Source organism: Spirulina sp. LEGE 11439 (assembly GCF_059821285.1).
Map to the genome: position 1 here is coordinate 1 of NZ_JCAMRX010000090.1, position 13,810 is coordinate 13,810.

Here is a 13,810-nt window from a genome sequence, read left to right on the forward strand (position 1 = left end):
TCTGGGAATCTCCCGCTAGAACGCCTTAGCGTTTAGCGGTGAGAGGATGTCAATCTGCGATTGATTATGGCCATTCAAGAAGGTCGTTGGGATTGTCCGACTTGTGGAACGAGAGGAATTTTAGGACGCTATCGGGAATGTAATAATTGCGGTGCGCCTCGTCCCGAAGGGGTTCGCTTTTATCTCCCCGGAGATGCGCCGACAGTAACCGATGCGGAACAATTGGCGATCGCAAAGGCGGGGGCGGATTGGATCTGCGAGTATTGCGGTGGGAGTAACCGAGTCAAAGAAGAGAATTGCGTGGAATGCGGTGCGCCGAAAAGCAAGATCGAGCAAGCGGTTAAAGAATACAATACGGGAAATATTCCCCGTAGTTCCCAAGCCCAAACTGTTCCCTCGCCAACCCGAAAGCCATCTTCTGGGATTCCGACTTCCATTGTTCGTTCTAGCATGAGTGCGGCAAAAGGAAAAGGTCGAGGCTATAGATGGTTGTTGGGAACGATCGCGATCGCAGCTTCAGTTGTGGTCGGTTTGGCGATCTTTGTCTTTCAACCCATTACCGTCGAGGCAACGGTATCGGGGTTGAGTTGGGAACGAAAAGTAACGATTGAAAAGCTAACAACGGTAACAGAATCCGATTGGTCTCTTCCTTCTGGCGGTCGTCTTTTAAGTCAGCAAGAAGAGATTCGCCGCTATGAAAAAGTCCTCGATCGCTATGAAACCAAAACTCGCCAAATTTCTGAGAAAGTCAAGGTTGGCACGGAAACTTATACTTGTGGCAAGCGAGACTTAGGAAACGGGTATTTTGAAGATAAAAAATGCACGCGGAATGTCTATGAAACAAGGACAAAAACAGAAACTTATGAAGATCCCGTGTATCGGCAAGAACCTGTTTACGACACAAAATATACTTACAATATCGATCGCTGGTTGCGCGATCGCGTAGAAGTGGCTTCAGGAGGAACAAAACAACCCTACTGGCCGGAATTTACCCTCGGCAATCGGGAACGAGAAGGAGGGCGATCGCAAACATATCAGGTCTATTTTACGGGAGAAAAGGGGAAAAGTTATACCCTCGAACTCAACCCCGGTCTTTGGAATACCTTCGATCGCGGCGAATCTCACGTTCTCAAAGTCAATCGCGCAGGAGGCGTAAAATTAGCAGAACAGAAATAAACCCTCCCTCAGAAATAACCCAGTCAAGGCGATCGCAATTGTCGGGCCAACAACATCCCACGAAAAATTCGCGATTTTCCCTTCAGACAATCGCGATCGAGCCGTACAATTATTTGGGGTAGAATTGGGAACGCGATCGGAGTTTGGCGATGATTTTATTTTGTCCTCGTTGACCGAGAAACAACCCACCAACAACCAACAACTAACCAATAACAATGTTTCAAATTCCGTTTCGATGGCTGCAAGACCTCTTGGCGGATTTACTCGGCCCTGACTCCGATCTTCAGGATCCCGCAGATCTTCCGCCTCTGAATAACGAGGAGTACAAGTCTCTGTGGTTAGATATCCTTGATGGAGTCGCCCGAGGCTGGCCGCAGGCGCGTATTTTTGAAAAACTGGGAATTCGCCGTTACGATCCGTGGTTTAGTTCGTGGTTGCAACGTTACGGTCGCAGTTTAATGCGCCAAGATCCGGCAGCGATCGATCGCGATATAGCTCGCCAGATGGTGCGTTTGGGAAAAATCGGCTGCGGCGATCTGGGGGAGGTTTCCCAACAAATCGGGACGCGGTTATTAGAATTAAGCGATCGCAATATTTTAACCCCTCAGCCTGAAACTGCTCTCCCGCCGACCATTTCTTCCGAGAATCCAGTCGATTTATTTAACTATGGAGCCGAACAATATCGCCAAGGGCAGTTAGATGGGGCGGTGTCTTTGTGGGAAACGGCGTTAGAGTTACAGCCAGACTTTTTCGATGCGAGGAATGGTTGTGGGGTTGCTCTTTATTACTTAGGACGCTATGAGGCCGCGATCGCTCATTTCAATCGGGCGGTCGAAATTAGCCCGGAATCTCACTTAATCTATTTTAATCGCGGTAGCGTTTATTTAGAGTTGAAACAATACGACGCGGCGATCGCTGATTTTGGTCATGCCATTGAAATTAAACCAGATTTTGCCATCAGCTTCAACGGTCGCGCTATGGCTTATTCTCATTCGGAGCGAGAAGATCTCGCTCGAACAGATTTCGATCGCGCCATCGCCCTCCAACCCGATTTAAAATTTGCTTATAACGGGCGGGGTATTGTTAAAGGAAAAACCGGAGAATTAGAAGCCGCTTTAACAGACTTTCAAGAAGCATTAAATTTAGATCCAAACTATTCCGATGCTTATCATAATTGTGGCAATATTTTACGAGAATTAGGGCGTTATAGAGAAGCAATTGAAAAGTTCACGCAAGGGATTTTAATTCAGCCCAATCTTTATATTGCCTATTACAGTCGCGGCAATACTCATGCAGCCGCAGGCAACGATCGCGATGCGATCGCGGATTATCGCGAAGCCATTGCCATTCAACCTGCCTATATTTTGGCCTATAACGGTTGGGGTTTGGCCGCCACCCAACTCGGACATTATGACGAAGCGATCGCGCAATTCGATCGCGCCCTCGAAATTGCCCCGGCATTCTGGCAAATTTGGGCGAATCGCGGTTGGACGGTTTTTCATGCCTCCTCTCCGACAGATTGCGAAGGAGCTATTCATAATTGGAATGAAGGCTTGAGCAAACTCCAAGCCGATAGTCCCGATTATTATTTGGCACGAGGAACCTTGCAATATTACAAAGGATTGGCTTGTGCCAAGCAAGCTGCAAGGACAGAAAATGCTCAATCTGATTGGGAAAAAGCGATCGTTAACTATCAAAAAGCCCTTGATGCCTTGCAAGATCGCTCGAGTTTGGAAGAGGCTTATTTAGAAGTCATGCAAGCCTTGATTTTGGCCAATCATGCCCTGGGGAATACCTTAAATGTTAAAAATTATATCAATATTGCCCTCATCATTCTCAATCAATTAGTACTCAATCTTAAAAATCCGAGAGAAAAACTCAGACTCTCGCAAAAATTTATTAGTTTTCATCATTTAAAAATTGACTCTTTGGCGCGATCGTCCGATAGCAAACAACAAATGCTTGCTTTACAATTAGCCGAAGAGCGAAAAAATCTCTCAATCTATTGGCAACAAAATCATGCTCTCAATACGACTCCCATTGCATCGCCCAACTATCAACAAATGCAGCAATTACTCGATGCAAAGACCGGGGGAATTTATTGGCATATCAGTCCGGTTGCGATCGTGGCGTTTATTCTGCGCGATCGCCAACCCCTCGTTATTCTTCCCGCCGATCGCGATCGCTTAGAAGCCTTTGAAAATTGGTTGCAACGCGGCGATTGCACTAAGACTTCTCTCTCTGTGGTTAACTCGCAACAGTTTCCCGCAACTCATCTTCAATCTTTATCAGAATTGAAGGAAATCTTACAAGTTGAGAAAATTTTATCTTATTTTTCTGAAACCGTCGATCGCTTGGTTTTAATTCCTCACCAAACCTTACATTTACTGCCTTTACACCTTCTCTTTTCCACGCCTTTTAACCCGCGAGATTTTCAGATTACTTATCTTCCCAGTGGCAAATTTGGACTTCGCTTAAAAAACTCTTCTCCTATCCCACCCCAAACTCAGCCCCAAATTCCTTTATTAACTATCGATACTGTTTCTAATTCTATTTCTGCTCAAGCTTTGGAAGTCAATGCGATCGCGCAATTTTTTCAACATCGGACGATGAGTGGCACAAACATTACGAAAAAAGCAGTATTGGCCGCATTAGAAAAGCCTACGAATATTCTCCATTTTGCCGGAAATAGCTATCAAAATCCAGCCGATCCGCAAACTTCAGCCCTCGTCTTGGGAGAAGAGGAGTTAACCTTGAGTGATATTTTTAGGTTAGAATATCCCAGTGCTTCCTTAATATTCCTGTCAGCTTGCGAAACTCGAGGAATTGTCTCTCAACTCGACGCTCGTGAATTTGTGGGTTTTGCGGTTGGTTTTTTGGTAAAAGGTGCAACCTATATCGTGTATAGTCTTTGGCAGGTTTCTGAGGTGTCCACCAGTTTGTTAATCATCCGTTTTTATGAATTACTCAAGCAGGAAATCAAGCCCGCAGAAGCATTAAAGAAAGCACAAATGTGGTTGCGAGATTTAAGTTATGAGGAACTGATTAAAACTTGCGATCGCTTATTAGAAGAGTTACAAGATGCCCCCTCGGGTTGTCTGGGAAATCTCAAAATGACGCGAGATTTGGCACGAGATAAAGCAGCGAGACAAGGAGAAAGTTATTGCCCTTATTCGCAGCCTTATTATTGGGGAGGATTCGTCATTTCGGGAAAAGTTGATTGAGATGCAACCTATCAATTTAATTTTAACGCCTTGTCAAACGACCGCCCTCGAGAAGATGCAAGCATTCTATCATTCTCAAGAGCGTTTCTTTCTGCTGCAAGGAGGAGCCGGGACGGGAAAAACAACGATTATTCGCGAGTTTATTCGGAATTTGCAAAGAAAATATCGCAAAATTGCGATCGCGGCTTCGGCTCCCACTCATAAAGCGGTTGGGGTTTTGGAGGAAACGGGAGGAGATAGCAGCAAATCCCTCAATTATGCAACGATTCACCGTCTTTTAGGGCTAAAGTTAGAAGCAGAAAAAGGAGAGCGCGTTTTAAGGGAAGGACGGCGATCGCGCATTGGCAAATACGATCTCGTGATTGTTGATGAAGCCTCGATGGTCTCTTCTGCGTTGTGGGCTTTATTGCAGCAAATATCACAAAAGTACAGAACTAAATTTATTTTTACGGGAGATATGGCGCAGTTACCGCCGATTAACGAAACGCGATCGCCAATTTTTGAGCTTCCCCAGCAATTTTCTCTCACAGAAGTGGTACGACAAGCGCAAGATAATCCGGTAATGGCGTTTATTACGGCTGCTCGTGCTAAAGTATTCGATCGCAAGGTCATTTTGCCCCAAAGAAGCCAATACACCTCGGATAAGGAACAAGGGGCTTGGATATTGCAGCGATCGCAGTGGTTTGCACAGTTAATTCGCGCTTTTCAATCGCCTAAATATGCACAAAATTCCAACTATATTCGTGCGATCGCTTGGACGAATCGTGAGGTAGACTATATCAACACACAAGTTAGAAATGCACTTTACGATCCAAAAACTCCCTTTCTTGAAGGAGAGCGCTTAATTGCTAAAGAAGCCATTCACGATCCTCTCGATGGAGATATCGTGCTTCCCAGTTGTGCAGAAGTGACAGTTGTAAATCCTCCTCATTTCCAAACCAGTCCCGACGGGATCGACTATTGGCGGTTGCGAGTGGAAGACGAGGAGGATATCTATCGCTTTAAAGTACCCGATCCAAGGGCTCGTAACAAAATCGATCGCCACCTCGCACATTTAGCCGAAAAAGCACAACAACGCAAGGGTAAAAACGCATGGGGAGAATATTGGGATTTTCGCAATCAATGGGCGAACTTAAAGCCCTGTTATGGTATCACTTCTCATCAATCTCAAGGCTCTACTTATGAGAACGCTTTTGTCTGCGATCGCGATATTTCTCGCAACCCGAGCATTCCGGAGCAGCATCAGGCTCGTTACGTGGCGTTTTCCCGAGCGCGATCGCGTTTATTCGTGCTGTAATTATAAAGCTATCTTTCTCTTACCGTTCTCACCCAATTGCGAAATATTCTTATTAATTCTAAATAATCAGTCGTTTCAGCTTGTTGGAGAAATTGCCCAATTTCTGCGATGGGAATATTGGGGAAAAACTGACTCTGAGAGTGCGGGAGATACTCCTCGTTTTCTAATTGGTATAGGCTCAAAGAATTGCGATCGTAAATCCAAACTTCAGGGACTCTTAAAGCGGCATAAACTTGCAAGCGATCGCGAGAACTGCTGGTAATATCAATTTCAATAACCAGATCGGGAGGTGGATCGTCTGGTGTCAATCTTCGTTTACCGCGAATAGCAGCAATATTGTGAATATAAAAGCATTCATCGGGTTCTGCTCCGCTTAATTTGGGACGTTTATAAGTGGTAGATCCAAGGGGATCGATATTGATTTCTAATTCTTCTGCAAGGGTCTCGACAAAGCGACCCATTGCTTTTTTATATCGCTCGTGTTCTGGTGAGGGAGCCAAGATTTCTAAGTTTCCGCAATTGTAGGTTAAACGCAAACGACGGTCTTGTAGTTCTTCGAGAAGATTTTCGTAAGTTTTCCAACTAATTCCCGAAAGATGGATGATTTCTATTTCTGTTGTTGGAATTGGTAAAGTTGCAGTCATTGCACTTCTCTAGAATAGACTCGCTTAAATTATATCAGATTGTTTTCTGTTGCGATCGCAATTGAAAGATTGTTAGGTGTCAAGCATAAAAGTTGGAGATCGCCTCGAATCGTCATCTCGGCTAAATCAATATTTCCTCGCATTAATATTTATCCTCTTGCTGATGGCAGTTCAAAAATTATTTCGGTAATTACAATAACTCTCTCAGTTCCGATCCGCCGAGGATTAAAAATCCCCGTCTCATATAAAAAGTCCTCTCAAGAGGACTGAATCTATCAATTTTAGGTAAAATTTCGCGATCGCGTTGGCATAACCTTTGCGTTACGAATAGCGTGGCTTTAGCCGTATCGCAATCCATTTATGAAGATTAGATATTTATTTCGGTAATCATGCGATCGCAGTAATTCCCCAATCCATTTCAATGGATTTTTTGTATGAGACAGGGATTTTCAATCCCTGGCGGATCGACAATAAGAAGAATAATCTAATTACCGATTTATTTCCTTAACTCCCATCAAGGAAGATAGTCAGAAAGATAGTCAGAAAGAATGGTTTCTACAAAAGCTAAATCTTCTGTTTCAAACTCAGCTTTTAGTTCTGTTGCTTCTTCATCAGAGATGTTATCCCCAAGAGTCTACGGCTGCACGCGCACAATCCGAAAACCGACATCGTTGTTACGAACCGCGCGAGTGCCGTTGTAGCGACACGCGGAACGGCAAACCCCCGGATTAATGCTCCAAGAACCGCCCCGTATTACTTTTATAATATCATTGTCACTCTCGATCCAAGCATTACCATCTGTCGGCGCTTCTTTATAACTGCTATGCCAATTATCCTCGCACCACTCCCAAACATTACCGTGCAGATCGTATAAGCCGAAAGCATTGGGTGGAAATTGTCCGACGGGAGTGGTTGCTTTTCGATATTGTCCTTGAGGTTCGTTAGCGTAGGTGTAATTGGCATTATAGTTCGCTAAATCTCCCGTTATCGTTTCACCAAAGTGGAAAGGAGTATCTTTCATGCCGCGACAGGCATATTCCCACTCTGCCTCGCTGGGTAGCCTGTATTCTCCTCCTGTCAGCTTGGAAAGTCGCTGGCAAAATTCCACCGCATCATCCCAACTGACTCTTTCTACAGGTCTGCGATCGCTATCTTCAAAGCCTTGAAAACGGGAAGGATTGGGATTCAAATCTCGCTCTACTTTTAAATCTGTGCGCGAAGCGATCGCGCTCCATTGTGCTTGAGTAATGGGATATTTCCCCATGAAAAAGGACGAAACCGTTACCTCATGTTGAGGATATTCCCATTCAAATGCACCTTTTTCGTTCTCTGCTGCCCCCATTTTGAACGAACCCCCCGGAATATCAACCATATCGAGAACAATTCCATTACCCAAGTCTTCACTGAAATATCGGGCGGTTTTCTCTTCGCAGTTAACGATCTCACCACGACTGTTAACAGTAATGACTTCAAATTCAAAAGTCATTAACTTTCCTATTTGAACGCTTCTCAAACGATTTTCAGCTTTAATCATTCCAGCCCGATCGCCCTGTAATTGATAAATTTCGAGAGCTTCTTGATAACTGTCCGAGGCTTCTTCAAACCGTTGTTGCGATCGCAGTAAATCTCCTATCATTATTCGGATATGAGCGACTTCTAAGATTTCCCCATCCGAGTCATACAAATTAATTGCTGTTAAATAGCTTTTTAATGCCTTCTCTGTATCGGGATATTTTTCCCAAATATTCCCGATCTTTTTCTGAATTTTGGCTTTTTCCAAAAGAGATGATAAATTTTCAGAGATCTCGCTATAAAGTTCGATTGCTTGATTGTAACTTTCTCGAGCAATATTTTCTTGTTGTCGCGATCGCAGAATATCTCCCTTTGCCTCAGATAACCTTGCTTCTCCTAACTTATCGTGATTGCGTTTTGCCGCTTGAAAGGCACTTTCAAGATCGTAGAGAGAATTCGCACCGGGGATGACCCACTGCCAATTTTTAGCTAACGAAGCGGTAATTCTAGCACTACGACAAATCCTATCTTTCCTTTTTTCTGCTTCGTAGCCCCAATAGAGAAAATGCTTGAGATTGGATTGTTCGGCAAAAATTTGTTGCTGTAAACCTTGTTCGAATATCTTGTTTTCAATCAACAAATCATTTAATTGATTCACGAAGCGATGATAATATTCTAATGCCTTCGGTGCGAATTCTTCCATCGCATTTGGTAGTTGTTTCTTTTCCGCATAACGGCGGGCAGGTTCTGGCAAACGCCAAGGAGAAGTAATCGTTTTCTTCTCCGCCATTGAGTAAAGTAAGAGAAATTCCAGCGATTCTATCCCATCTTTCCCAAAAATAAACTCGGCAGCTTCTTCGGTTATTCCTCCCGGAAATAGAGCCAGTTGAGGAAACATTTCTTTTGCACCGGGAGGGAGAATTTCGTAAGAAAGATTGAGAGTCGTATCGAGGCTATTTCTCTTATTTTTTTGATAGAGAGGCGAACTTAAAATTTTACGATACTCTTCTTCTAAGCCTTGCCATAATTTATGTAGACTGCATTTTCTTTGTTTCATATACACTGCGGCTATCCGAATCGCTAAGGGATAACCATCTAAGAACTGCATTAAGTTTTCCCAATCTTCTTTTGAATTATCATCTAAATTCCATTGCTCTTCAGATGGAGCATATTTGCGAAAAATTTGCTGAGCAATGCGCGGCTCAATTGTTTGTACTTCTTTAGATTGATAAAACAATTCCCCCGGTAATTCTAAACGAGAAGTTATCAATAATCGCAGCCGTCGGCAAGATAGTAAAGCGTCGATCAAATCAATAAAATCTTGCGTTTCTTGTGCCAATAAAATATCCACATCATCTAAAAGCAGCAGCAAATTCAAGTCTCTCAGTGCCTCTTTCATGCCATTATTAGACCTTCTTCCTCTCTCTGTCGCATTGATTTTCAAAGACAAAGCATCTATTATCTTAATCCTTGCTGCATCGGCTGAATCGACATTTCGCAAGTCAATAAACCAGACTCCATCATACCAGCGCCGTCGTTCGTGCTGCCATCGTGCAGAGGCGATCGCTAAAGCTGTTTTTCCCATTCCTCCCATACCATGAAGGGCAATACAGCGAGGTCGATCGTCATCATTGAGGGCAACAGCTATCTCGTGAATCTCGATTTTCCGACCGATAAATGTAGAGTCATAACTATCAATATTGGTTTTGTCCCAATGGGGAGCAATAATATTTCCTGGCGTGCGAGATTGAAACTGTAAAATGTTTTGATGAACTGCATTATTTTCCGGTAAAAGGCGAAATTTAATTGCTTCTTTGATATTAATTCCGGGTCGCCAGATTTGAGCCAGCCTTTTCAGTTCGTCATTAACCATCACGGCATTTTGTCCCCATTCGTAGGACTCTTGCACGCGATCGCTATTAAAAAGAGCGGCATAAAAGACTCTGGCAAAACATCGAGATGCTGTATCGAGGATGGGATCTTCTGCATTAATGGCAACGACATGAGGTACACCAGCATCGAGGAGTTCTCTCGCCATTCCTTGAGAATGACAGGCATTTAAAAAAGCAACTTGACAGGGGGGATTTCTTAAATTTCGGAGCAAATTGCGTAACTCTTCAATCGAAAAAGATCGCGCCTTCCCGACTCGATCTTCTAATATCAACGATATCCCCTCATCGTCCTTCATTCCATGCCCGATAAAATGAACGATGAGAGGCTTAAACCAATTGTTAAAAGCCTCCATCATCGATGCAGTTGTGGCTATTTTAACAACGATCTCTATCTCAATTTTGCTAGGTAGATCCCTTAAAACATCAACAATATTCTCTATTTCTTGTTGAATTGCTAGAGTTTCTTCTACAGGTTGCAAATTTTCATCGACTAGCGGAGAAGAGACAAGAATGAGAATCTGATTTTTGACATTAGATTTGCGATCGATTTCTTCAGGGAGAACAGGAGGATCGGGAGGATCGTTTCTTTGTGCGATCGCAGGACGGACTATAACTGATTGAACCACTCCTCCACCTCTTCATCACTAGCCGCATTCAAATCGAGATCGGGGCGATCGGGATGTTCTAACCTGCCTATGGGTTCTTGTCCTCTTTCTCGCAGTTTCCGCCGCCAATTATTAATAACTTTAGCAACTTTAACACTATAGTCGATCAAAGTCGCTGCTGATGCCATTCCTCCGAGGATCGCCGCGATAAAAACGATATCATCCGCACCAATAATACGACTGGGAGGTTTCTGCACTTGTATCGAACTCATTCGCAAAGATGTTTCTAAAGCGTCTATTTCCTCTGTAGGAAGGTGCGAGGAAATAACAATGCTGCAAAGAGAAATTTTACTCATTTAAGTTTTTTATTGATGTTGAGCTTAGCGAGAAAGAGGGGGATTGTGGGATATTAACTTCTCCAAGCTATCACTATCTTCGCGATCGCGCCACTCAGTTGTATTCCCTCTCTACTCTTCTTCAATGAACTATGTTATCGGGATAAATCTTGGCGCAGCGATCGCAACATATTGCGAGTCCCTTGTCTAAATGCTTCCTCAACCAAACGAGGAATGAGTTCAGTAACATTAAAATCTGGAAATATTAAACTAAAATTTGATTCTTGATAGCCATTTGTTTCTAACACATAGATTTTCAATCGGCGATCGCTAAAAACCCAAAGTTCCGGGACAGCGATCGCTTCATAAGCAGCCAATGTAGTTTTAGAAGTCAGATCGCTTTCAATGGCTAAATCTGGAGGAGGATCGGTCTCTAGATCGATACGTTGCAGCGATCGCACAGTCTCAGCATTCTTAATATAAAAACAAGTATCGGGTTCGAGTCCAGCCTGTTTTATTTTCTTAAAGGTTGTCGAACCAAAATCCTCCCAATCTCGCTCTTGAACGTCTAAAATTGCAGCGACAATATAACCGATAATCCGATGAGGACGTGCATGCACGGGTAAAGGTGCCATGAGTTCCAAACTTCCGTTACTGTAGTTAATGCGGGGAATGCGGCGATCGCTTGCTAATTCTTCTAACAGAGCCTCATATTCTTCCCAAGATACACCTTTAAAAATAAGATGACTACCGGGAGAAAGATCGAGCGATCGCATGGGAAAAGCAACAGGAGAAACAACCATAACGCGATTATCGATAAAGATTCTCTCATTGTAGTACAAAAGAAAATGCGATCGCAATATTTCCCAATCCATTTATAGAAATTAAGGAAATAAATCGGTAATTCGTGGAACTGGCATCTTGCCAGTTTCTTGCCATCAAGCACGATTCGCGTTAGTGCAGCCATGCCGTAGGCTATACAGCTTATCCAACCAAGTAAGAAGAGATGTTCAATCTCTATCGGATCTCGATACAAAAAGAGAATTTTAAAACTGAGAAATCTTATCATTCTCCTAGCATCTTAATAATTAATTTTTCGACCCGCTCTTTCACCTCTCCTCGCACCCTCGGAAATATCTCTGGTTGTTCTGCGGGATCGTCCAATTGCCAATCTTCAAATATCTCGCGAGTTAACCATTCCGAAGGTAAATTTACCCCACAACCGCACAACGAAATAACAACATCAAAATCTTCCGGTTTAAACTCACTCAGCGCATTAGAAGTATGACAACTAATATCAATACCGATATCCGACATCGCTTTAATAGCATACGAATTCACTGCACTCGCTTCTAAACCAGAACTAATAACCTCAATTTCTCCTCTCCCTAACTGTTTGGCAAAACCTTCAGCCATTTGAGAACGAGAGGAATTTTTCTTGCAGACAAACATGATTTTTTTCACAATTTTTCTCCAAAATTTATTTCTAAATAAGTTTAAATGCCGAATAACCTAGCGCCAAGAACTCATACAACGGGGATCGAGTAAAGTTGCCTTTTCTGGTTCTCGATGAAACCAAAAAGCAGTTCGCTTGCAAAATTCTACCAGCATTAACATCACGGGAACTTCAATTAGTACGCCCACAACCGTTGCCAATGCTGCACCAGAATTTAAACCAAATAATATTACGGCTGTTGCGATCGCAACCTCAAAATGATTGCTCGCACCAATTAAAGCAGCCGGTGCCGCATCTTCATAGGATAATTTGAGTTTTAGACCTGCAACATAGGTAATGAGAAAAATAAAGTTAGTTTGTAAAAATAATGGAATCGCAATGAGAACGATATGCAAAGGATTATTAACAATCAACTCTCCCTTAAAAGCAAATAACAACACCAAAGTAATTAACAAGGCACTTACAGCAACAGGAGAAAGTGACTTCAAAAAGATATTTTCAAACCATTGCCTGCCCTTATATCGTAAAATCCAATAACGGCTATACATTCCCGCAGCTAAAGGTAAACCCACATAAATTAATACCGACAAAACAATCGTTTGCCAAGGAACAATTAAATTATTGGCAGATAGCAGCCACTTCCCCAAAGGAGCATATAAAAATAACATGGCGAGGGAATTTACTGCGACCATAACTAAGGTATGACCTTGATTACTATAAGATAAATATCCCCACATCAAAACCATCGCTGTACAAGGAGCAATTCCCAATAAAATTGCCCCAGCAATATAAGAATTTCCTAGCGTAATTTCTACCCCACGAATAATTTCTGTTGAGCTTAAAAGAGGAGCAAATAACCATCCTAAAAAGAATTGAGCAAAAACAACCATTGTAAAGGGCTTAATGAGCCAATTGACAGCCAAAGTCAGAACAACAGGTTTAGGCGTTTTTGCGGCTTTCATTGCCTGAGAAAAATCAATTTTAACCATGATGGGGTACATCATGAAAAATAAACAGATTGCAATGGGAATAGAGACATTATAAACACTCATGTCATCTAACTTCTGTGCGATCCACGGAAATAAACGTCCCAAGCCAATTCCTACTAAAATACATAAAAAGACCCAAAGTGTGAGGCATCTTTCAAAGAAGTTGAGATTTCCTCCAGCTTTAACAGCTTTGGGATTTATGTCCCGACTTGAATTGCTCATTGATCGCCTCTCAATCCATCAAATTTTCTTGATATATCATACATTAAAAAAGTTGACGGATTGCAAAATAACCGAAATTATTGACATTGTTGGGCAGGAAGGATCGAAGTAAAACGCTGATATTCTACTAAATACTCTGACATAAAATTAATTATATTTAATGAATTGTTAATAGCATTTTGTAAGCCTAGAGATCAGTGCTGAAAATGCTTGACTTCCTCCTTCCCAACCGCCAACAAACCAAACTAACCCATCTCCTAAAATAGGAAGATGTCCCGCAGGTGCATTGAGACTAAAATCGAGTTCGTCATAGCGCAACCACGCATTGCCCCGGTACCAGCCTATTTTTGCCCCAAACTGATGCCAAATTTGTGAATTAATAAAGCGGTTTCCTCCTAAACCCAGATATAGCGTTTCTTGAACATATGAGGTACAATATGAGGGAAGAAAAAAATAGT

The 13,810-nt window shown here is 42.7% G+C and carries 9 protein-coding genes and 2 pseudogenes; 3 read left to right on the forward strand and 8 right to left on the reverse strand.

What is annotated here, in order from left to right:
* Nucleotides 1-66 precede the first annotated feature (66 nt).
* The 3 genes from AC6RV6_RS29235 (at nt 67) to AC6RV6_RS29245 (ending at nt 5,697) form a co-directional block, all read left to right on the forward strand.
* Nucleotides 67-1,176, forward strand: coding sequence for a zinc finger Ran-binding domain-containing protein (locus tag AC6RV6_RS29235; protein ID WP_500244398.1), 1,110 nt, complete (start codon nt 67-69; stop codon nt 1,174-1,176).
* Between the two features lie 215 nt (nt 1,177-1,391).
* A complete protein-coding gene (locus tag AC6RV6_RS29240; protein WP_500244399.1) occupies nt 1,392-4,400 on the forward strand; it encodes a CHAT domain-containing protein in 3,009 nt (1,002 codons plus the stop codon).
* Nucleotide 4,401: 1 nt separating this feature from the next.
* Nucleotides 4,402-5,697, forward strand: coding sequence for an ATP-dependent DNA helicase (locus tag AC6RV6_RS29245; protein WP_500244400.1), 1,296 nt, complete (start codon nt 4,402-4,404; stop codon nt 5,695-5,697).
* Between the two features lie 8 nt (nt 5,698-5,705).
* Here the strand turns inward: AC6RV6_RS29245 and AC6RV6_RS29250 are convergent, their stop codons facing one another.
* The 8 genes and pseudogenes from AC6RV6_RS29250 to AC6RV6_RS29285 all read right to left on the reverse strand — a co-directional run.
* Nucleotides 5,706-6,341, reverse strand: coding sequence for a Uma2 family endonuclease (locus AC6RV6_RS29250; RefSeq protein ID WP_500244401.1), 636 nt, complete (start codon nt 6,339-6,341; stop codon nt 5,706-5,708).
* A 634-nt stretch (nt 6,342-6,975) separates the two neighbouring features.
* Nucleotides 6,976-7,830: pseudogene (locus AC6RV6_RS29255) on the reverse strand (formylglycine-generating enzyme family protein); the annotation flags it as partial.
* 93 nt (nt 7,831-7,923) lie between these two features.
* Nucleotides 7,924-10,371 (reverse strand): annotated as a pseudogene (locus AC6RV6_RS29260) (CHAT domain-containing protein); the annotation flags it as partial.
* Nucleotides 10,353-10,706, reverse strand: a complete 354-nt coding sequence (locus tag AC6RV6_RS29265) for a hypothetical protein (RefSeq protein ID WP_500244402.1) — start codon at nt 10,704-10,706, stop codon at nt 10,353-10,355. The pseudogene AC6RV6_RS29260 and the gene AC6RV6_RS29265, both read right to left, overlap by 19 nt.
* Before the next feature lie 134 nt (nt 10,707-10,840).
* On the reverse strand, nt 10,841-11,560 hold the full coding sequence (locus AC6RV6_RS29270) for a Uma2 family endonuclease (RefSeq protein WP_500244403.1): 720 nt from the start codon (nt 11,558-11,560) through the stop codon (nt 10,841-10,843).
* A gap of 190 nt (nt 11,561-11,750) precedes the next feature.
* Nucleotides 11,751-12,149 (reverse strand): arsenate reductase, glutathione/glutaredoxin type, encoded by a 399-nt coding sequence (gene arsC, locus AC6RV6_RS29275; protein WP_500244404.1) that lies wholly within the window; start codon nt 12,147-12,149, stop codon nt 11,751-11,753.
* Nucleotides 12,150-12,197: 48 nt separating this feature from the next.
* A complete protein-coding gene (gene arsB / locus AC6RV6_RS29280; RefSeq protein WP_500244405.1) occupies nt 12,198-13,352 on the reverse strand; it encodes an ACR3 family arsenite efflux transporter in 1,155 nt (384 codons plus the stop codon).
* A gap of 168 nt (nt 13,353-13,520) precedes the next feature.
* The coding region (locus tag AC6RV6_RS29285) for a GUN4 domain-containing protein (RefSeq protein WP_500244406.1) at nt 13,521-13,810 on the reverse strand (290 nt) is incomplete at its 5' end.

What these genes read in the sequence shown, in the direction of transcription:
- AC6RV6_RS29240 (WP_500244399.1), top strand. Translation starts at nt 1,392, where the DNA reads ATGTTTCAAATTCCGTTTCGATGGCTGCAAGACCTCTTGGCGGATTTA.
- arsB (WP_500244405.1), bottom strand. Translation starts at nt 13,352, where the DNA reads ATGAGCAATTCAAGTCGGGACATAAATCCCAAAGCTGTTAAAGCTGGA.
- AC6RV6_RS29235 (WP_500244398.1), top strand. Translation starts at nt 67, where the DNA reads ATGGCCATTCAAGAAGGTCGTTGGGATTGTCCGACTTGTGGAACGAGA.
- AC6RV6_RS29270 (WP_500244403.1), bottom strand. Translation starts at nt 11,560, where the DNA reads ATGGATTGGGAAATATTGCGATCGCATTTTCTTTTGTACTACAATGAG.
- AC6RV6_RS29245 (WP_500244400.1), top strand. Translation starts at nt 4,402, where the DNA reads ATGCAACCTATCAATTTAATTTTAACGCCTTGTCAAACGACCGCCCTC.
- AC6RV6_RS29265 (WP_500244402.1), bottom strand. Translation starts at nt 10,706, where the DNA reads ATGAGTAAAATTTCTCTTTGCAGCATTGTTATTTCCTCGCACCTTCCT.
- AC6RV6_RS29250 (WP_500244401.1), bottom strand. Translation starts at nt 6,341, where the DNA reads ATGACTGCAACTTTACCAATTCCAACAACAGAAATAGAAATCATCCAT.